This window comes from Pseudovibrio sp. FO-BEG1, assembly GCF_000236645.1.
Lineage (GTDB): Bacteria > Pseudomonadota > Alphaproteobacteria > Rhizobiales > Stappiaceae > Pseudovibrio.
On record NC_016642.1, the window covers coordinates 925,001 to 944,239 of the forward strand.

The window sequence follows — 19,239 nt, forward strand, 5'->3', positions numbered from 1 at the left end:
CGGGACACGTGAAATCCTGTCTGAACATGGGGGGACCACCCTCCAAGCCTAAGTACTCCTAGTCGACCGATAGCGCACCAGTACCGTGAGGGAAAGGTGAAAAGTACCCCGACGAGGGGAGTGAAATAGTACCTGAAACCGAATGCTTACAAACAGTTGGAGCCCGTAAGGGTGACAGCGTACCTTTTGTATAATGGGTCAGCGACTTAATTTAACGAGCAAGCTTAAGCCGATAGGTGTAGGCGTAGCGAAAGCGAGTCTTAATAGGGCGTTTTAGTTCGTTGGATTAGACCCGAAACCGAGTGATCTAGCCATGAGCAGGTTGAAGGTGCGGTAACACGCACTGGAGGACCGAACCCACGAATGTTGAAAAATTCGGGGATGACTTGTGGCTAGGGGTGAAAGGCCAATCAAACTCGGAAATAGCTGGTTCTCCGCGAAATCTATTTAGGTAGAGCGTCCTGTGAATACTCCTGGGGGTAGAGCACTGGATGGGCTATGGGGGCTCACCGCCTTACTGATCCTAACCAAACTCCGAATACCAGGAAGTACTGCAGGGCAGACACACAGTGGGTGCTAACGTCCATTGTGGAGAGGGAAACAACCCTGACCGCCAGTTAAGGTCCCTAAGTTATGGCTAAGTGGGAAAGGATGTAGAGATCCCAAAACAACCAGGATGTTGGCTTAGAAGCAGCCATCATTTAAAGAAAGCGTAACAGCTCACTGGTCTAAATAAGGGTCTCCGCGCCGAAAATGTACCGGGGCTAAAGCCATACACCGAAACTGCGGGTGCGTCTTATGACGCGCGGTAGCGGAGCGTTCTGTAAGCTGATGAAGGTGGACCCGTGAGGGCTGCTGGAGGTATCAGAAGTGCGAATGCTGACATGAGTAACGATAAAGAGGGTGAGAGACCCTCTCGCCGAAAGTCCAAGGGTTCCTGCGCAACGCTAATCGGCGCAGGGTTAGCCGGCCCCTAAGGCGAGGCCGAAAGGCGTAGTCGATGGGAACGGGGTTAATATTCCCCGGCCAGTGGGTAGTGACGGATGCCGTGTATCGTATCTCCTTATTGGATTGGAGATGCGGTGAAGGTGTTCCTGGAAATAGCTCGCACGCTAAGACCGTACCCGAAACCGACACAGGTGGACAGGTAGAGTATACCAAGGCGCTTGAGAGAACTGTGCTGAAGGAACTCGGCAAATTGCTCCCGTAAGTTCGCGAGAAGGGAGCCCGGTACGAAGGCAACTTTGTATCGGGGGCACAGAATAGGGGGTTGCGACTGTTTATCAAAAACACAGGGCTCTGCGAAGCCGCAAGGCGACGTATAGGGTCTGACGCCTGCCCGGTGCTGGAAGGTTAAGAGGAGGTGTGCAAGCACCGAATTGAAGCCCCAGTAAACGGCGGCCGTAACTATAACGGTCCTAAGGTAGCGAAATTCCTTGTCGGGTAAGTTCCGACCTGCACGAATGGCGTAACGACTTCCCCGCTGTCTCCAGCACAGACTCAGTGAAATTGAATTCCCCGTGAAGATGCGGGGTTCCTGCGGTCAGACGGAAAGACCCCGTGCACCTTTACTACAGCTTCACACTGGTATTCGTGATGACATGTGTAGGATAGGTGGTAGGCGTTGAACCCCGGGCGCCAGCTCGGGTGGAGCCATCCTTGAAATACCACCCTTGTCCTCATGGATATCTAACCGCGGTACTACAATATCCGGGACCGTGTGTGGCGGGTAGTTTGACTGGGGCGGTCGCCTCCCAAATGGTAACGGAGGCGCGCGAAGGTAGGCTCAGAGCGGTCGGAAATCGCTCGTTGAGTGCAATGGCATAAGCCTGCCTGACTGCGAGACTGACAAGTCGAGCAGAGACGAAAGTCGGTCATAGTGATCCGGTGGTCCCTCGTGGAAGGGCCATCGCTCAACGGATAAAAGGTACGCCGGGGATAACAGGCTGATGATGCCCAAGAGTCCATATCGACGGCATTGTTTGGCACCTCGATGTCGGCTCATCGCATCCTGGGGCTGGAGCAGGTCCCAAGGGTTTGGCTGTTCGCCAATTAAAGCGGTACGTGAGCTGGGTTCAGAACGTCGCGAGACAGTTCGGTCCCTATCTGCCGTGGGTGTAGGAAATTTGAGAGGATCTGTCCCTAGTACGAGAGGACCGGGATGGACGTACCTCTGGTGGACCTGTTGTGGCGCCAGCCGCATTGCAGGGTAGCTATGTACGGAATGGATAACCGCTGAAGGCATCTAAGCGGGAAACCAACCTCAAAACTAGATATCCCTTGAGAGCCGTGGAAGACCACCACGTCGATAGGAGGCATGTGGAAGGGTGGTAACATCCGAAGCTGAGCCTTACTAATAGCTCGATCGATCTTGATCACTCCCATTAAGCTATAATCATAAAAACTGCTAAAACGCAGAGCTTGAAAAAAACAAAACAGACCAGTTCATATGTGACTTATTCCTGCCCGGTGGCTATGGCGGGGCGCCCCCACCCGATCCCATCCCGAACTCGGAAGTGAAACGCCCCTGCGCCAATGGTACTTCGTCTTAAGACGCGGGAGAGTAGGGCGCCGCCGGGCATGAATAAGACACACACAATCTCTCAAAATAAAACAGAACATACCTTATTACCGCGGGGTGGAGCAGCCCGGTAGCTCGTCAGGCTCATAACCTGAAGGTCGCAGGTTCAAATCCTGCCCCCGCAACCAAAATATCAAACCCGCTATCGCAAAGATGGCGGGTTTTTTGTTGTTTAAATTTTAAAACAGAAACCGGCAACTAACCCGCCTAGGCCGGGAAGCTGTGCTCTCCATCAAAGTAATTCCAGATATGTGAGGCCACCGGACCCAAATGGTGGTTGCCGCGCCTGGCAAGGCAGATTGACAAGCTGATCTCGCCCAGGGTTGGGAGTGGCTTCAGAACGCCCTCAGTGACCTCCTGAGCAATCATATGACGGGGAAGACGGCCCCAGCCCAGTCCTGATGTGATCAGGTCCTTTTTGGCCTGCAGATCCGTCACAAACCACTTTGGTGCGTCCGCAAGCAGGCCGGTGTCCGGAGATTGGGCATCAGAGGACTTCACCACGATCTGAGGATGCTCAGCCAAACTAGCTCGCGTGAGCGAATGCGGGGCATTGTCACCAAGCAAGCCATAAGAGATGACAAGGAGGCTAAGAGCGACTTCATTATCACTCACCGCCTCCTTACCAACAACGGCCCGAACGTCACCAAGTACACCACAAACGCCAGTATCCATGCCAGGGCCGAAACATCATAGAGCCTTGCAGACATCTCTGGCGTCTGCCCTGCTGTGAAGCGAAGGAGGATGGAGAGGGTCATGGCGCAGTAGAGGAAGGTGGCGCCTTTGCCTGCTTTGAGGTCCTGCCCGGTATGTCCGAGGGTGGCGCGGGTCATGACAGCAAGGGTCATCATACCCATGACACCAGCCATGAGCAGGTGTTGGGAGCCTGTGATGTCAAGCAGGTCTGGGAGGAGGATTGCAAAGCCCAGAAGCAACAGGCCTGTGGGGACGAACAGATACGCCACATGAAGCACCAGAACCAGAGGCTCTTTGAAGGTGTACTGCCCTTTCCAGCGAGCCAGACGGGCAAAGTGGAGGCTGCCTGCAATCACAAGCGCCACACCTGCAAGCCAATGATCTTCCAGTGCTGTCCAGATCAGAAGCCCTGCCAAGAGGAACAGTAGGGAGAGCTTGTCGAACTTCTGCATAGGGCCAACAGGGAGATTCTTACTGCCTTGCTTCACGAGCCAGTTGCGGGTGAAGGACGGGATGATACGGCCGCCGATCAGGCCAACCATCAGCACCATGGTGGAAATGCCGAGGCGCATACCATAGCCGTTTGCAGCGTACCCATCGCTCCAGGCTTCCCAGTGGAACAGCAGGTTGGCGATGATGAGCAGCGCCATCAAAGCAAGAACGATCAGATTTCGCCAGTTTTTACCTGCCATAATCTCGCGTAAACAAGCTGCTGCGAGCATCAAGGGCATGGAGATATCCAGCACGACGATCAGGCCCGCTGGCAGATAGGCTCCAAACAGGATCGCCACACGACCAATCACCCATAAGCTAAAGAGCAAAATCAAAGGCTTGCCGACAATCGGCATCCGCCCGGTCCAGTTGGGAATTGCGGTTAGCAAGAACCCGGCCACCACGGCGTTCAGATAGCCAAACAGGAACTCATGGGCATGCCATGAGACCGGACCAAACGCGACCGGGAGTTCAATATGCCCCGATATCAGTGGAATCCAGAGCAGCATAATCACAACTGCCCAAATGGCACTGGCGAGGAAAAATGGTCTGAACCCGTAACTGAAAAGCGCAGGGCCCTGCCAGGATCTGACTTGTTCCATTGTAGTCGACATGAGGCGCTCTTTTGGCTTTTGGTGATGTGCTTTATGCACATTCAGTGATCTACGCGTTAGCGTTGCCATCAGCTTCACCAATCCAAACTAGCATGTCCTTGACTATTATTAAGTGCACTCTGCATTTGCGGGGGATGAAGGTTTCGGTACGTCACACGCCCCAGAGCTCTGCGATTTTTATGGCAAGAAATTTAGATGCACCAAAAGCACCACATGGCCTCCCATGCAGTGTTGGAACTTAAGTTTCCCGAAGATCGGGAGGAGCAAGGCGGCAGGCAACACCTGCGCTACTTGTTAGATATGAGTCTTCGGCATTGGCTACGCGCCTTGCCCGGGCATTTTGGTATGGCCAACATCGCCTCTTATCCTGAAAGACACGATAGCCAGTTTCCTGGAAAGATAGCGGCTTTGCTCAAGCAAGCTTCCCGGCTTAAACAGTTCCTCTACCTTCGGCATCAACTGCTCTGACCAGCAAATGCCACTGCGTGATGCCCTTCAGGCTTGGGCCCTTCCTCTCAGGCCATGCAGTCACGCCTGAAAATCGGTGCCACCGGACCTCTGCAAGATGCGTTACCCCTCACAAAAGCCCCACCCAGCCCACGACACACCGACGGACGGCCCGCCAGCAGCCCGTACGTGGGCATGGGACTAGTATGCAGGCACTTTCCAGCAAGGGGGATAAGTTTTTCCAAGCGCTTTCTTGCTCACTGCAGTGTTTAAACTCAAAGGGCAACTAAGGGCCAAATGCGGACATTCGACCAACTCAATCATTGATTGCAGCTGCTTGTCCTGAAGAGATCTCGGTCTTATTTTGTAGGGATTTTTTCGGAGAATACTCGATTGAGTATCGATTAATTGCGAGTTAGCTCGCAAGTGCAGCATGCTGCTGAATGAACATTACGAGCGAAGAGTGCAAAAAGAAAGCAAACGTTTCTGGCAGCTGAGATTGTCAAAGTGGGGTAGCGGGAACGCAAATGCAGGCCGGAAAATGTATTTACCTCGTCAAGAATTGGCTTTTATGGTGCAGGCTGCCCTTTGACCGCTGTTTGGCTTGTGCAAATCCACACTTGAAATACAAGGTGCGGGTATGACTGAAAGATCAAAAAATACAAATGGGACTCTGGTCGGCAAAGGTGAAGCTAGCATAGAAAGTGCAGCGCAAGCCTCGATAACAGCTTGCGGCGTTTTGCGCTCTATGGCGGTTTTACGTTTGAGAACATCGTGCAAGCCATAGCACGCGATATACTGGCACACAGTATCAAGCTTGCTGAGGCAGCTGATTTCCTAGTTATCGACCATTTCCACGAGGAAATATTAACCGAGGTGCTACGCTGGTAAAAAAGCCTGTTAGAGTTCGAAAGGCTGATCTACCCGCCGCTGGATTGGGCGGCAGGTTTGGCGCTTGCTGCTGACGGGTAGCGCGGTAAGCGGTACCCGAAAAATTAGGTCGCTTTGACTTGTCCAGCTTTTTCAGTTCGGCTGGCGCAATTGAATCCTCAGGATTGAATTCTATAGCTTTCAGGTAAAGCTCGCGTGCGTGTTCGGGGTATTGCGGTGCAAAAAGCCTCGCGGAGCGCCTGTAAACTATGTCACTTCTTGCTGGAAATACGCGCACCCACTTTTCAATATGAGCATATGCCTCAGATATCTCTCCTTGATCGACGTAAAGGGCAACTAGTTCTTGCCACAAATGGATGTTTCGCGACCCCTCTGGGTAGTGCTTATGCACCAAATCGAAGGCATGTTTATACTGTTGAAGCATTCTTAGTGTGCGAATGTGAATTACTATTGAGTCTGAATCTTCTGGAATGAGTTCAAAAAACTCCAATGCGCTGCTGTACTGTTTGTGGCGGACGAGTCCGCGTGTATATTCTTTCAGTAATTCAAGGTCAGATTTGATAACAGAACCGTGTGCATCAAAAAGTCGATTGAGCTCTTTAATTTTGGGCTTGCCAATTAGTATTTCAAGCAGTTGGTTTCGCGTTAAACTGTCCGTTTCTCTCCGCATGAAGGTGTCAATCATGCGAGAAACTTGCTCCTCAACCAACCTATCGGTCACGTGAATTTGGTCGTCATGCCAAGCCAATTTACGATCAGTTAAAGTGACAGCTTCAAAACTTGGAAAATAAAACACGTTGTCAAAAGAGCAAACTGCCTCTTCTGCAACCGCCCGCAGCACACTTTTGGAGTAAGTGTTGGCCACAGCGACGTCTAATTGCCTGTGTGTTTGACCTAGCGGCACAGGAGACACCGAGATTAAGATGTTGGGTGTCGCTTCGCAATGAAGGTTTAGGAGTTCGATAGTGCGTACAAGATAAGAGAGTAACTCGTTGTGGCTTAAGACATGCAATTGAAACCTTTCTGGCTCCGTACGCAGTAAGACAGGGAGTGGCGTGACATTCAAGTAATTGCTTGACACTGTGTCGTACCAAACTTCTGACAGTCCGAGCGTGATAATTACGGTGTGAGACGTTGTTACCGTGCGGTACATTTCAGTGACAGCTCGCCTCCTCGCCTCAACAGTACTTCTTGCACACGGTCGGGTGCCGCTCGCGATGTGCAAATCTACGTATCTACCTTCTCCAACTTTGCAGATATTCTTGCCGTAATCATAAGGATTCAATGGGTCCAAAGCCCATGAAAACTCATTAAATATTGAAGGTGTGCCGTAACTGTTCAAAACCCTAACTTGAACACCTGCAAACTCTGGCTGTTTCAAAAGCTCTTTGGCAGGCAGGTGAAAACCTTCCTGTTCTAAATTGCGCTCCACGTTCCGCGCGAAACAAGACCCTACTGTGAAAATCCTGGATCGTGGTTCCAACTTGAAACCAGCCTCGATACGGGGTCTTGCGATAGGTTCAAACCTGTTCGCACTCCCTCTGTTGGGCCAACCGGCAGCAGGGTTACTTTTCCTTACCTCTATCGCTTCTCGAGCAGGGATTACTTGGAGCGGCACCGCAACCTCCTAGTTTGCAACGTCTATGGCACAACGCTAGGTAAGGTTCTTCATCTTTGTCAAGCAGCGAGTTGTTGAACAGCCAAGTGTCTTAAGTAAACCTCGTTAAGCTTTGCAGCGCTCTACGCGGCAACTACCAGCAAGTAGCTGAAGAGTTTAATGAGCTGAAAGCGGAGAACCTGTGACCAAAGAACTAGGTTACTCGGCTGCACGCGTCAAAAAAGTAGCTGCTGAAGTCGGTTAACGTTTCGGATAAAAAGCTGTCATCATGAGACAACATCTCATGCGGTGCCCGAAACAGCATCAACTTGTGACCTTAAGAAGTTGTAAGCCCCGACCTAGTTCTCAAAGATTTCTTACGCGGTTTACTCCATGTAACTTCAGTATACCAAATGGCATGAGAAAGTGTCGAGCAACTAGGCTTATTTCCTCCAATAAAACAGCTTGTTATAAGTAAGTGGGGGCACCTTTTCACGAGGCATGGATTGAACCTAACTGAGAGATTTAAAGTCCGAACTCATTTCGTTGAGCTATCTCGCGATTGCATTGTGTCCTGCACGAGTGATCACATTACACGGCGAAATACTGCCCGCTCGGGTACTCGAAAATCGTTTTGAACATAGCATCAACCCTAGATGGAAATACTCGAATGTCCGGTGTAGGTCCGCGACGTTAGCCGTTACTGATCGAAGTTTTCTGCGTCGTAGTGAACGGCAGCTTTGTCCGCATGGAGACTCATTGTTTCTATAGCACGGCTAACGAGGAGCCCCACAAAGGTTTCAGATGTGAAATCGACCTGCAGTTGAGAACAAGCTAAGAAGGCTCGAAAACCATATCAGGGTCGATGCCAGCTAAAGGTCATCAGCCACAACCTATAACTTCCCCGCTTCCCCCTACTTCTCAATCCTGTTGCCGACGTTGTATTTCCCACGTGGTTTTTTCATTGGCAGGCGGTCAATTTCTTCCAGTGTCTTAGCATCATAGATGACAACAGCGCCATCCTCTTCCCAGATGGAAACCAGCGCGTGCTTGCCATCCTGTGTGAACTCAACATGGGCAGCGCGGGCGCCTTTTTGAGGGCGCAAGGTCTTCACGATCTCAAGGGTCTGTTTGTCGATGATCTGAATGGCATCTTTGTGTGGGCCAAAGAAAACATCCACCCAGAGATAAGGGGAGTTCTCGTGGGTTCGGGTAAAGAAGCCTGACCCGAGCATCTCGATTTGCGTGAGGGTCTCCCACGTTTTCATATCAACGATGGAAACCAGAGGCTCTCTCAGATGAGGCGTCGCCATAACTGTGCGCTCGCCCATCTTCCATGTGGAGCCAGAACCCAGATGCGGCATGCCTGTCAGATCCAGATCCGCAATCTTATGGCCGATCACCAGATCAACCACCTGTCCACCTTTACCGGTCGGTGAAGCCCCCATCACATATTCATCAGTCGGGTCGAGATAGAAATCTTCAACGAGGCTTTTGACTGTGATGGTGCGGAGCGGAAATGGATCCTTGTTGGGAGCTGGCCCCTCCACGCGCCAGTCATGGGCAAAGCCATAATGCGGCGGATTGAGACCATAAAACACTTCCCAGATGGAGGGCGCGTCTTTCAGGGCTAACACAAAGCTCTTGCGCTTGGTAGCGAGGTAAACGGCAGAGACACGGCTCGGCGAACCATCCTTGCCCTTCACGTGCTCCACCTTTTGTGGGCTCAGGTCGTCAGCGGAGAGGATTGCAAACGTGTTGGGCAGGTAGTTGGCCACTGCAATCCACTTGCCGTCATGGCTCAGCATAATGTTTCGGCTATTCAGGCCAGCACGAACACGGCTGACCTCCTGCAACGCGTAGAGATCAAACTTCTGAATCCAGCCATCGCGGGACATGATGTAGACGTAGTGCCCATCCGGTGAGAACTTGGGCTGTCCGCGCGTACCAAACGGCGTCTTGAAGCGTGTCAGAACCTCAAAGCTGTCACCATCCAGAACGCTGACAGAGTGGTCTGAAGTCTCAACCACCAGTGTCACATTCAGGGGATCTGCTGACCAGAGCGGCTTTTTGACCAGCTCATAGTCGTCGTTCTTAATCAGGCTCGCTGAAATCTGCTCCATCCCCCAGACCGGTGCCGGGTCCAGCGGAGTTTTCAAATAGGCGCTGAGCTCGTCAATCTGCTGGTCATTCAATACATCGCGAAAAGATGGCATCTCAGTCGCTTCCCGCCCGCTCCTGATCGTATCCTGAAGTGCTGTGCCGCGCAGACTGCCCAGAGTTTCAGGAAGCAGAGCCGGACCAATCAGGCCCAAACGGTTCTCACCGTGGCATTCAACGCAATGCGTTTGATAAAGAGCAGCAGGGTCAGCAAGGCAAGCAGATGCTGTAAGAACAGCCGACCCAAGTGAAACAAGGAGCCTGATCATTGAATTAACTCAGAAATTTGGAGTGCAATCTACACTAGGGAGTAACGGTCACCATGCCGATCATCTTCTGTGTTTCCCAGTGCGGGCCACACAGATATTGCTGAGAGCCGGCACTCAGAAATGTGAACTCAAAGTTTTCTTCCGGGAACAGCCGGTCAGACTCTTTCTCGCCTGCCTCGTTCAAATGAACAGTATGGCTTGTGCGCTTGTCCACGTTCACCCAGCGCACAGTCGTTCCAACAGGCACTGTCAGCTTTTCAGGGCAGAAGCGGTACTTGTACATGGTCACGACAGTCACGCCCTCAGCTTCAGCAGATGGATGCCCGAACATATCGACATAGCGCGCTTCTGCTTTTGCGCAGAGCTCAGCAGCCTTGTCGTCCTTGGCCATCGCTGGTGTCATCATCAGCAAACCCAATGCGACAGCGGAACCTTGAAGAAGTCTTGAGTACATGAGACGCCCCTCTCAAATGCATATCCAAAATAATCTAGGTATTATCGACAAGGATACACTTGGAATAACTTTGAGCAAGCTCTGCAGCTTAGCGTATCTCCGAAAGTGGAAGACGGTTTTCGGATAAAGATACGTAAAAACGAAATCCTGACGGAGGCGCGAGCCTCCAAGAAAAAAGGTGGCCAGTTGCTCGGCCACCCTTTGTATGTTTTAGCGTCCTACCACATTGATTTGGGCAGTTTCGTCATCCAGCGCCAAACTGGTGTTCAGCGTCACGTGGTGGAAACGTGCGGATGAGAAGTCATCGTGGATCGCGAAGCCGACTGTGTAGGTCTTGCCTGCTTCTAATGGCACATCGCCAGGCTTGTCGCTTGTCAGCGGACGGGAGAAGACCACAGTCCACATGCCAGCGGAAAGCTTGGCAGACGCCGCAATATCACCGTCGTTCTGAACACGACGCTCAAGCAGGTAGCCATTGGTCGCGGAACCGTCAGCATAGACGCGCATCAGATCCATGAAGGTACCGTCAGCCAGCAGCTGGTCGATTTCTTCAGCAGACTTCAGCTTGTTCCAACCACCCTGTGCTTTACCGCGGCGACCTTTGATTTCGATCTTCGTACGGGTTTCGCTCAGGTATTTCTGGATGGATTCTTTCGCCTTCAGCAACTCAGCAACATCACCGGAAGCAGCGATTGCTTCTGGGCCCGGATCAAATGGCATGTAGGTGTTGTCTGCGTGGCATGTTGCCCAGCAACCAACCTGTTCACCCATCTTGATGCCAGTACCGGTGATCATCATGGCAACCTTGATTTGGTTATCCGGATCCATCTTGCCACCGTCAACGAATGGTGCAGGTGCGTGAGGTGCATCTGGCCATTGCAGACGGAAGTAGACGTTTTCGCCATCATGAGCAGCCTGCATCGTCGCGTTGATCACACCGCGCTTGCCAGGAATTGGCGTAGGCTCAGTGTTTTCAGTGCCCTTGACGATCTTGTTGCCGATGTTTTCCAGCTCTTTCGCGTGACAGGTTGTGCACTGGTCACCACCCTTTGTCAGCGGACGAGCACCACCGTGCTGCTTACCGTTCTGAACGAACTCGAAGGAAGCCTGACCAGGATAGAACAGGGTCATATCCACGCTGTTCACGCCGCTCCAGTCGATGTTTGCACCAACTGTATCGCCAGCATCAGCCGCACTTGCTTCACCGGAAGCTTTTGCGCGTTCTTCAGCAACAGCCGCGTCGACTGCAGCAGCGATCTGCGCCTGCATAGCTTCCTGCTGTGCTTTCTTCGCAGCACTTGCAGCTTCTGCTTCAGCAGCTTCTTTCGCTTCGATACGAGCGAGGCTTTCCATGTATTCTTTAGGAATCTCGCGAACGAAGTTGTGGTTTGGTGCCTCGATCATTTCGAGATATTCGTCAGATGCACGATCACGAACGTTAGAGTGCGCAATACCCTTGTGGCAATCGATACAGGTCTGGCCTGTCTTCATTGCATTCAGGTGCTGCTGACGAGCGCGCGGCTTCTGGAATTCCGGCATCATGGACTCAAAGTCATGACAGTTACGGCATTCACGGGAATCCGTCGCTTTCATCCGCTCCCATTCGTTCTTGGCAAGGTGCAGACGTTTGTTCTCGAACTTCTCACGCGTGTTGATCGTTCCCACGAGCTTGCCCCAAACTTCTTTCGAGGCTTTGATCTTGCGGATGATCTTATGTGTCCAGTCTTTAGGCACGTGACAGTCAGAACAAACTGCACCGACGCCGGACCGGTTTACGTCGTGAATTGTGCCCTGATATTCCTGATAGACGAAGTCATTCATCTCATGGCACGAGACGCAAAATTCTTTTGTGTTTGTCGCTTCCATGGCGGTGTTGAAACCACCCCAGAAGATAATGCCGACGACAAAGGCCGCCAGAAGGCCACCTACCGGCATTCCCCATAGGAAATACCTGCGCCAGATCGGCTTTTTCTTTTCCGTATCGTTGGACTGGGTCATTTCCAGGCTCCATTTTGGATTTTCTGTCGACCCATCCTTGCCGGGTCGTATGCGGTCGGCTTTCAAGATACGGGGAGCAAATCCGTCATCTCCGGCTGGTGCGCAGCCGTTCAGTCGCGATACCGCTGATAAAAAAGAAGGGCGGGCGTGGCGCCCGCCCCTCCAAAAGATCGTCAGATCACATTAGGTGACGTGGTTCGAACGGATGTAAACGTTGAACTTACCGGTTGGAGCGTAAAGGCCCTTAATCCGGGTTTTCTCTTCGAGTGTTTCAGCATCGAAGACAACGATTTCACCGTTTGGCTCCAGAGAGTCGCCCATGTTCCAGTTGGATACCCAAACTTCAGTACCATCTGCGTTGAACTCGAAGTGAACAGCGGCATTGCCTTCTGTTTCGGTGATGGTGATTGTTTTCACAATCTCACCGGTTTCTTTCGAGATCACCTGAACAGCCTGCTGAATTTCAGGATCTGGGTGTTTGGTCTGGTCAGCCCATACGTACTTGGAGTTAGGGTGTGTACGGATGAAGAGGCCTGGGCCATCTGTTTCAACTTCGTAACACTTCTTCCAAGCTTCGTCAGGACGGCCTGCTGGATCGTTACCCCATACAGATACAGTACCTACGCCGAGGTGGGTTGTACCTGCAACAGGACCACACTTAGGATCGTTCCAGTTAGCACCTGGACCTGGGTGTGGAAGAGCAGCAACGTCGATCATAGCTTCGAGCTTGCGATCTTTGGTGTCCACTACAACCATTTTGTTCGATGCGTTTGCAGCGATCTGGAAGTAACGACCTGTTGGATCGAAGAAGCCATCGTGCAGGAACTTAGCGGAGTCGATTTTTTCGATACGAAGGTTATCGATATCGGTGTAATCAACCTGCCACATCTGGCCAAGTTCTTTAACCGCAACCAGCCATGTTGGCTCATTAGGTGTGGTGTAGATAGCAGCAACGCGGCTTTCTTCTACGTAGTCACCGTCAGTGTTGTAACCGCGGGTGGAAACCACTTTCAGAGGTTCCATGGTTACAGCGTCAACAATAGCGAAGTGTGGAGGCCAGTAAGCACCACCGATTACGTATTTGCCGTCGCCGGAAATCGCAACGTCGCGAGCGTCGTACGCAACAGTAACTTCAGAAACAAGCATCTTGTCTGGGGTCTGCCAGAGGTCGATCTTGGTCATCTTACCGTCACGGCCCATGGTGTACCAGAAGCGACCTGGCTGCTCTGGTTCTTCCAGTTTATGGTGCTCAGATGCTTTGATCACGTGCACCGCATAACCGGTTGGAATGTGGACCAGAACTTCTTTGGTGTCGCCGTCGATGACAGCCACTTTACCAGCGTCACGCTCGATGACGACGAAGAAGTTTTCCCAGTTGCGGCCATGCATAGGCTTTGTAGGGTAGTCTTTTTCCTCTACATAAACCTTGCGGGTCTGCTTCATCTGGGTGAGCGACATTTCAGGCGGCTTTGGCGGATCCAACATGATGTAAGTCGCCATGTCCTTGATTTCTTGCTCGGTCAGAATTTCCGAGAAGTTGTTCATGCCCCCTTCGGTGCCCCAGGCAATGATCTTCTCAAGGCGTTCCTGACCCAGCTGAAGGGTACCACCTTCAGTCACGGTGCCGTCTTTGCCCGTTTTCTTCCAATGAGGCTCCAGGTTTTTACCTGTTGCACCCTTACGGAGAACGCCGTGACAACCTGCGCACTGCTCAAAATAGAGCTGCTTAGAGCGCTCAAAAGCTTCTTCGCTCAGTGTCGGACCTTCTGCAAAGGCGGGCGCAGCTGCACTACCGAGCAGCATCGCAAAGCCGGCCGCTAACGCGTAACCTGACCCACGTCTCTTTTTTTGTAACATTCTCAAACTCCAATGCTGGTGAGACCATGTCACAGTGAATTGATCAGCCGTCATGCTCCTTGACTAATGTTAAGCAAGAAAACTTAGAGCCCCTTTCTGAAACATCACACCTCCCAAAACCGCAGAAAACTCCCCATTCCAGCAAACTTGCGACAGAACGTCTCAACCCTCTTTTCCATGCGGTGGACAACAACCATGCCACGAAACCAAAAACACTGGTACATCACCTGCACATGAAGATAAAGACAAATAACATATTGAAAATATTGATATTAATGGAGTGTGTTGCCGTGAGACTCAGTAATCATAAGAAAAGCCGTGTTTCACACTAGTGTGATTCTTACACCCAGCACTCCAGTTTTACGTGCATGCGAAATAGAGAGGTTCCCTACGAGCAATGGGCTTAATGAATGCTCCTGACAGACGTGAGGTCGGTTGATCCATGTGAGGCTTCATTCAAGGGCGTGCAAGAAAAGCAATAGTGACAAAGATTTCATTTTATAATGCCCGAAGGACAGGCATCAATGTGTGCCTACCTATAATGTGAGCTCGGTTTGTTGTTTCCTGCACCTTGTGTTTGTAATTTCCCCAGCTCAAAAATTAAACGTTTATATTTTATCTGACTCTCTGATATATCTCAGGCATTGAGTGATTCTCGCAAAATCACTCAGAGAGTGCCAGGTGAATGAGTTGGGGCGTGTTGGATGTTGGAGTTGGGGACTTGCTATTATCCGGAGCAATGGCCAGAGGAGCTATGGGCGGATGATGCGCGTAGGATGGTTGAGTTGGGGCTCACATGGGTACGTGTTGCGGAGTTCTCATGGGCTCTTGTCGAGCGGGAAGAGGGCGTGTTTGACTGGGCGTGGTTGGATAAAGCCGTCAGCATCCTCGGCGAAGCGGGTTTGCAGATTGTTATGTGCACACCAACAGCAGCGCCTCCCAGATGGCTGATTGATAAGCATCCTGAAATTCTGCCGGTTGATGAGAACGGAGTGACACGCAAGTTTGGTGCGCGACGTCATTACTGCTTTTCCAGCCCAATCTATCTTGAGTACGCAGCAAAAATTGCAGAAGCCTTTGCAAAGAGATATGGCAAGAACCAACACGTCAAAGCCTGGCAGATTGATAACGAGTACGGCGACCACGACACGATCTACAGCTACTCACCCGCAGCAAAACAGGCTTTCAGTCACTGGCTCCAGCAGCAGTATGGCTCGATCGAAGCCCTGAACGAAGCGTGGGGAACGTGCTTCTGGGGTATGCATTACACCTCATTTGAGCAGGTGGAGTTACCCAATAATCTCGTTGAAGAGCCGAGCCCAACCCATCTGCTGGACTTCTATCGCTTCTCGTCTGATCAGGTGGTGCTGTTCAATCGCACTCAGGTGGATGTGCTACGAAAGCATGTCGGGAATACGCCGATTACCCATAACTTCATGGGGCACAACACGGACTACGATCACTACGCTGTTGGCAATGATATCGACTTTGCCTCCTGGGATAGCTACCCCATGGGCGCACTGGTCAATGCTCCTAAGGATGACGCTGAAAAAGCACGTCTTTTGAGGGTAGGACTACCAGATCAACCGACTTTCAACCATGATCTTTATTGCCATGTGGGCAAAGGAAAAGCCTGGGTGATGGAGCAGCAGCCAGGGCCGGTGAACTGGGCAATACACAATCAATCGCCGCAGGATGGCATGATCCGCCTCTGGACATGGTTGGCCTATGCTCATGGCATTGATGTTGTCTGTTACTTCCGCTGGCGCCAATCCAAATTTGCGCAGGAGCAGTTCCATACAGGCCTGTTGTTGCCCAACAATGAACCTGATCAAGCGTTTTGGGAAGTCGCTCAGGTTGCGAAAGAATGCGCATCACTGCCTGAAACAGGAGCCAGACAAAAGGCGCAGGTAGCACTCGTGCTGGATTATCCGTCTCGTTGGGCAGCTCATACTTTGCCTCAAGGAGCTGATTACTCTAGCGCGAAAGTGGCAATGGACTGGTACGCAACGTTTTCTCAGTTCGGCGTTGATATTGATATCATTGGTCCACACTCTGACCTTACAGGATATAAACTGATCATCCTGCCTGACATGATCATTGATGATCCCGAGTTTGCGTCACGCCTGAAGGATGCTGAAGTCAAAGTTTTTCTGGGACCAAGAACGGGCAGTAAAACAAAACATATGCACGTGGCTGAACCTCTGCCGCCGGGCAGTTTCAAAGCTCTCATTGATCTGAATGTGGTTCGTGTGGAGTCTCTTCCACCTTACAATCAAGATCAGATCTTCTTTGATGGCCATTTGGGTGAAGTCACCAACTGGCGTGAAAGCCTGAAGAGTTCAGAGACTGTTCTGGCTAGCTTCCAGTCTGACTATCGTGACGGCCAACCGGCTTTAGTTGGTAACGCGAAGTGCATCTATGCCGCCGCGCATTTTGATGGTGAGTTTCAGAAAAAGCTCGCTGAGTACCTAGTGAATTGGGTTGATGTGGAGCCTCACGCCGGGGCGCAGGAGGGCTTACGCATCACACAGCGTGGGCATCTGAAGTTTGCGTTCAATTTCACCAGTGAAGTCAGAAAAATCGAGCTTGGAAGCTCAGTTAAGACGTTTGTGGGGGGAGAGCAGATACCACCGTTTGGCGTCGTAATCTGGTCGGATGAACCAGATGGGTGAGTAAGGCGATTAAAATATAAGTAGCTTTACATATAAAATTAAACGTTTATATTTTGAGTGGCCTTGCTCAGCTTCGGGGGGAGATCCATGGCAGGGGTGAATATCAAACAGCTTTATAAGAGCTTCGGCACAACGCAGGTGTTGACCGGGATTGATCTGGACATCCGTGATGGCGAGTTCGTGAGTTTCCTCGGTCCATCTGGCTGCGGAAAGACCACACTGCTGCGGTCCATCGCAGGTCTGGAGGACGTGTCCGGCGGATCAGTGTGGTTGGGAGAGCGAAACATCACGCAGCTGCCTCCTGCCAAGCGGGATATTGCGATGGTTTTTCAAAACTATGCGCTCTATCCGCATATGAACGTCTACAAAAATCTTTCTTTTGGCCTGTCTTTAAACGGCGTGCTCAAAGCGGAGATTGAAGAACGCGTTCAAACCGCAGCTCGCATCTTGCAAATCTCAGACTTACTGAAGCGCCGTCCCAAGCAGCTCTCAGGCGGCCAGCGCCAGCGTGTTGCTATTGGCCGTGCAATCGTACGTGATCCCAAGCTGTTCTTGCTGGATGAGCCACTCTCCAATCTCGATGCTGGCCTGCGTGTCAGCATGCGTGTGGAGCTTGCCAACCTGCACCGCCGACTTGGCGCGACGATGATCTACGTCACGCATGACCAAGTCGAGGCCATGACGCTCTCCAGTCGTGTCGTTGTTCTGAACAAAGGCGTTGTCGCACAGTTTGGCACTCCGCTTGAGCTGTTTTATGCCCCACAAAACCTGTTTGTTGCCGGTTTCATCGGTTCGCCCAAGATGAACATGATGAAAGTAAACGCCAGTGCGATCAATGAGATGAGCATTGCGCTCACCTCTGAAAGCATGTCTGGATCTATTCCGTTTCAGCTAAGTGCTCCCGTGCAACACATTCCCGGCCAGCTCCACACATTCGGCATTCGTCCGGAAAATGTGGAGCTGGTTGAGGAAGCAGAAGCCCATATGAGCGGCAATGTGGAACTGGTTGAGCGATTGGGAACAGAAAGCCAGGTTCACGTTCGGTTGGATACCGGGCAGGGGCTTACTGTTGTCACAAGGGGAACGCATCCGGTCAACATGGGCGACAGAGTCCATCTCAAATTTCCAGCAGAGCACTGCCATCTTTTCAATCCTGAGGGGGAGGCCTATCCACGTCAGTTGGATGGGGAAACACGTTCATTGATTGAGCGTCAGGAAACCGCAGCACTTTGCATTGCATAGAAGGAGGAGAGGAATGAAAAAGCATCTGAAACAACTGGCGATGGTGACGGCAGTTGCCTCGATGGCTTTGGGAGGAGCCAGTGCTGTATCGGCAGAAGAGGTGCTCCGGTTTGCGACGTGGAACAGCAGCGAGAACCTTGGCATTCTGCAGGAAATCTCCAAGCGGTTTGAGGCAGCGAACCCTGGTGTAAAAGTGCAGGTGGAATCCTATGGCGACGGCTATGATAAAAAGCTGATCGCTGCATTCGGTGCCGGAAACCCGCCTGATGTCATGTACATGTGGAACTACCCCAAATACTACTCGTCACTGATGCCTCTGGATGAGCTGATGGCGCGCGATGCTGAGGAGATGGATCTTGAAGACATCCCGGCAGGCCTGATCAACATCACCCGTGTGGAAGGCAAGGCCTACGGCATTCCGGCAGGCTTCACCACTCATGTGGTTTACTACAACAAAGATATGTTTGCAGCAGCCGGTGTTGCTGAGCCGGAAGCAGGCTGGACTTGGATGGACCTGCGCGCAAAAGCTGCCAAGTTCCGCGATAAAGCCAGCAAAACCTATGGTTTCGCAGTGGAAGCCAAGCCGGATCCTTATGACTACGAGCAGTTCTTCTGGTCCAACGGCACACGGTTCATCGCCGAAGATGGAAGCACTGTGGACGGATACATGAACAGTCCTGAGGCTGTTGAAGTACTGACCATGTTTGCAGAGATGGCGAAGAACGAGGAAGCCACAATTCTCGGTATTGGCGACAACACCTCCGGCTCAGCGCTGTTCAAAGGCAGCAAGCTAGCAATGTTCCAGAGCGCGATGTGGTCCAAAGGCGGTATCGACAAAGCAGGCATCAACTACGGCGTGGCGATGCTGCCAGCATTCGGAGACAAGCCAGTTCATTCGTCCATCGGCGCATCCGCTATGTCGATTGCAAAAGCGACCAAGAACCCGGAACTCGCTTGGAAGTTCGTGAAGTTCTTTGCTTCTCCAGAGGCCGTCAAACTGCGTGAGAACGATCTGCCGATCCGCACAAGTGTTGCTGAAGAGATGGAACTCACATCTGACCCAATCTTCCAGCCATTCTTCGAAATGCTGGCGCTTTCAGATCGCGAGTCCAACGCGTTCCTCAAGCATAAGAACTGGGGCAAGATCCAGACCAATCTTGAGCGTGCGATTGAAGCGACAATGATCGAAAAAGGCAACGCTAAGAAGCATTTGGATAGTGCGGTTGCCCGTTCCAAGCGTCACCTGAAATAAGAATGTTGGGGGAG

General features: G+C 51.7%; 11 protein-coding genes, 1 tRNA gene, 2 rRNA genes and 1 pseudogene (1 of these 15 running past the window's edge). 7 read left to right on the top strand and 8 right to left on the bottom strand.

Annotated features, from left to right (window positions below; translation table 11 throughout):
* The 3 genes from PSE_RS04325 to PSE_RS04335 form a co-directional block, all read left to right on the top strand.
* A 23S ribosomal RNA gene (locus PSE_RS04325) occupies positions 1 to 2,379 on the top strand (it extends 346 nt beyond the left edge of the window).
* Positions 2,380 to 2,465: 86 nt separating this feature from the next.
* Positions 2,466 to 2,580, top strand: a 5S ribosomal RNA gene (rrf, locus tag PSE_RS04330).
* A 52-nt stretch (positions 2,581 to 2,632) separates the two neighbouring features.
* A tRNA-Met gene (locus PSE_RS04335) sits at positions 2,633 to 2,709 on the top strand.
* 79 nt (positions 2,710 to 2,788) lie between these two features.
* On the opposite strand, the gene PSE_RS04340 is transcribed toward PSE_RS04335, so the two are convergent.
* Positions 2,789 to 3,196: a LysR substrate-binding domain-containing protein gene (locus tag PSE_RS04340; protein WP_014283741.1), complete on the bottom strand. Its 408-nt coding sequence runs from the start codon at positions 3,194 to 3,196 to the stop codon at positions 2,789 to 2,791.
* The gene (locus PSE_RS04345) at positions 3,193 to 4,383 is read right to left on the bottom strand and encodes an NnrS family protein (RefSeq protein ID WP_041768869.1); all 1,191 of its coding nucleotides are present in this window, start codon (positions 4,381 to 4,383) and stop codon (positions 3,193 to 3,195) included. The genes PSE_RS04340 and PSE_RS04345 overlap by 4 nt, the downstream gene beginning before the upstream one ends.
* A gap of 195 nt (positions 4,384 to 4,578) precedes the next feature.
* Here PSE_RS04345 and PSE_RS04350 point away from each other — a divergent pair, with 195 nt between their 5' ends.
* Positions 4,579 to 4,851 (top strand): hypothetical protein, encoded by a 273-nt coding sequence (locus PSE_RS04350; RefSeq protein ID WP_041767953.1) that lies wholly within the window; start codon positions 4,579 to 4,581, stop codon positions 4,849 to 4,851.
* Between the two features lie 820 nt (positions 4,852 to 5,671).
* On the opposite strand, the gene PSE_RS04355 is transcribed toward PSE_RS04350, so the two are convergent.
* The 6 genes and pseudogenes from PSE_RS04355 to PSE_RS04375 all read right to left on the bottom strand — a co-directional run bounded on the left by PSE_RS04355 (position 5,672) and on the right by PSE_RS04375 (position 14,056).
* Positions 5,672 to 7,339 carry a GSCFA domain-containing protein gene (locus tag PSE_RS04355; protein ID WP_014283743.1) on the bottom strand — a complete coding sequence of 556 codons (1,668 nt, stop codon included), beginning with the start codon at positions 7,337 to 7,339 and terminating at the stop codon, positions 5,672 to 5,674.
* A gap of 893 nt (positions 7,340 to 8,232) precedes the next feature.
* Complete coding sequence (locus PSE_RS04360; protein ID WP_014283744.1) at positions 8,233 to 9,747, bottom strand: nitrite reductase; 1,515 nt, start codon at positions 9,745 to 9,747, stop codon at positions 8,233 to 8,235.
* A 34-nt stretch (positions 9,748 to 9,781) separates the two neighbouring features.
* The gene (locus PSE_RS04365) at positions 9,782 to 10,201 is read right to left on the bottom strand and encodes a plastocyanin/azurin family copper-binding protein (RefSeq protein WP_008548712.1); all 420 of its coding nucleotides are present in this window, start codon (positions 10,199 to 10,201) and stop codon (positions 9,782 to 9,784) included.
* Positions 10,202 to 10,411: 210 nt separating this feature from the next.
* Entirely contained in the window at positions 10,412 to 11,605 is a 1,194-nt protein-coding gene (locus PSE_RS27605; RefSeq protein WP_371260871.1) for an ethylbenzene dehydrogenase-related protein, read from the bottom strand.
* A 39-nt stretch (positions 11,606 to 11,644) separates the two neighbouring features.
* Positions 11,645 to 12,136 (bottom strand): annotated as a pseudogene (locus PSE_RS27610) (NapC/NirT family cytochrome c); the annotation flags it as partial.
* Between the two features lie 246 nt (positions 12,137 to 12,382).
* Positions 12,383 to 14,056, bottom strand: a complete 1,674-nt coding sequence (locus PSE_RS04375; protein ID WP_037036452.1) for a cytochrome D1 domain-containing protein — start codon at positions 14,054 to 14,056, stop codon at positions 12,383 to 12,385.
* 704 nt (positions 14,057 to 14,760) lie between these two features.
* Here PSE_RS04375 and PSE_RS04380 point away from each other — a divergent pair.
* The 3 genes from PSE_RS04380 to PSE_RS04390 all read left to right on the top strand — a co-directional run bounded on the left by PSE_RS04380 (position 14,761) and on the right by PSE_RS04390 (position 19,225).
* Positions 14,761 to 16,731 carry a beta-galactosidase gene (locus tag PSE_RS04380; protein WP_014283747.1) on the top strand — a complete coding sequence of 657 codons (1,971 nt, stop codon included), beginning with the start codon at positions 14,761 to 14,763 and terminating at the stop codon, positions 16,729 to 16,731.
* Between the two features lie 87 nt (positions 16,732 to 16,818).
* A complete protein-coding gene (locus PSE_RS04385) occupies positions 16,819 to 17,973 on the top strand; it encodes an ABC transporter ATP-binding protein (RefSeq protein ID WP_014283748.1) in 1,155 nt (384 codons plus the stop codon).
* Positions 17,974 to 17,986: 13 nt separating this feature from the next.
* The gene (locus PSE_RS04390; protein WP_014283749.1) at positions 17,987 to 19,225 is read left to right on the top strand and encodes a sugar ABC transporter substrate-binding protein; all 1,239 of its coding nucleotides are present in this window, start codon (positions 17,987 to 17,989) and stop codon (positions 19,223 to 19,225) included.
* Positions 19,226 to 19,239 lie beyond the last annotated feature (14 nt).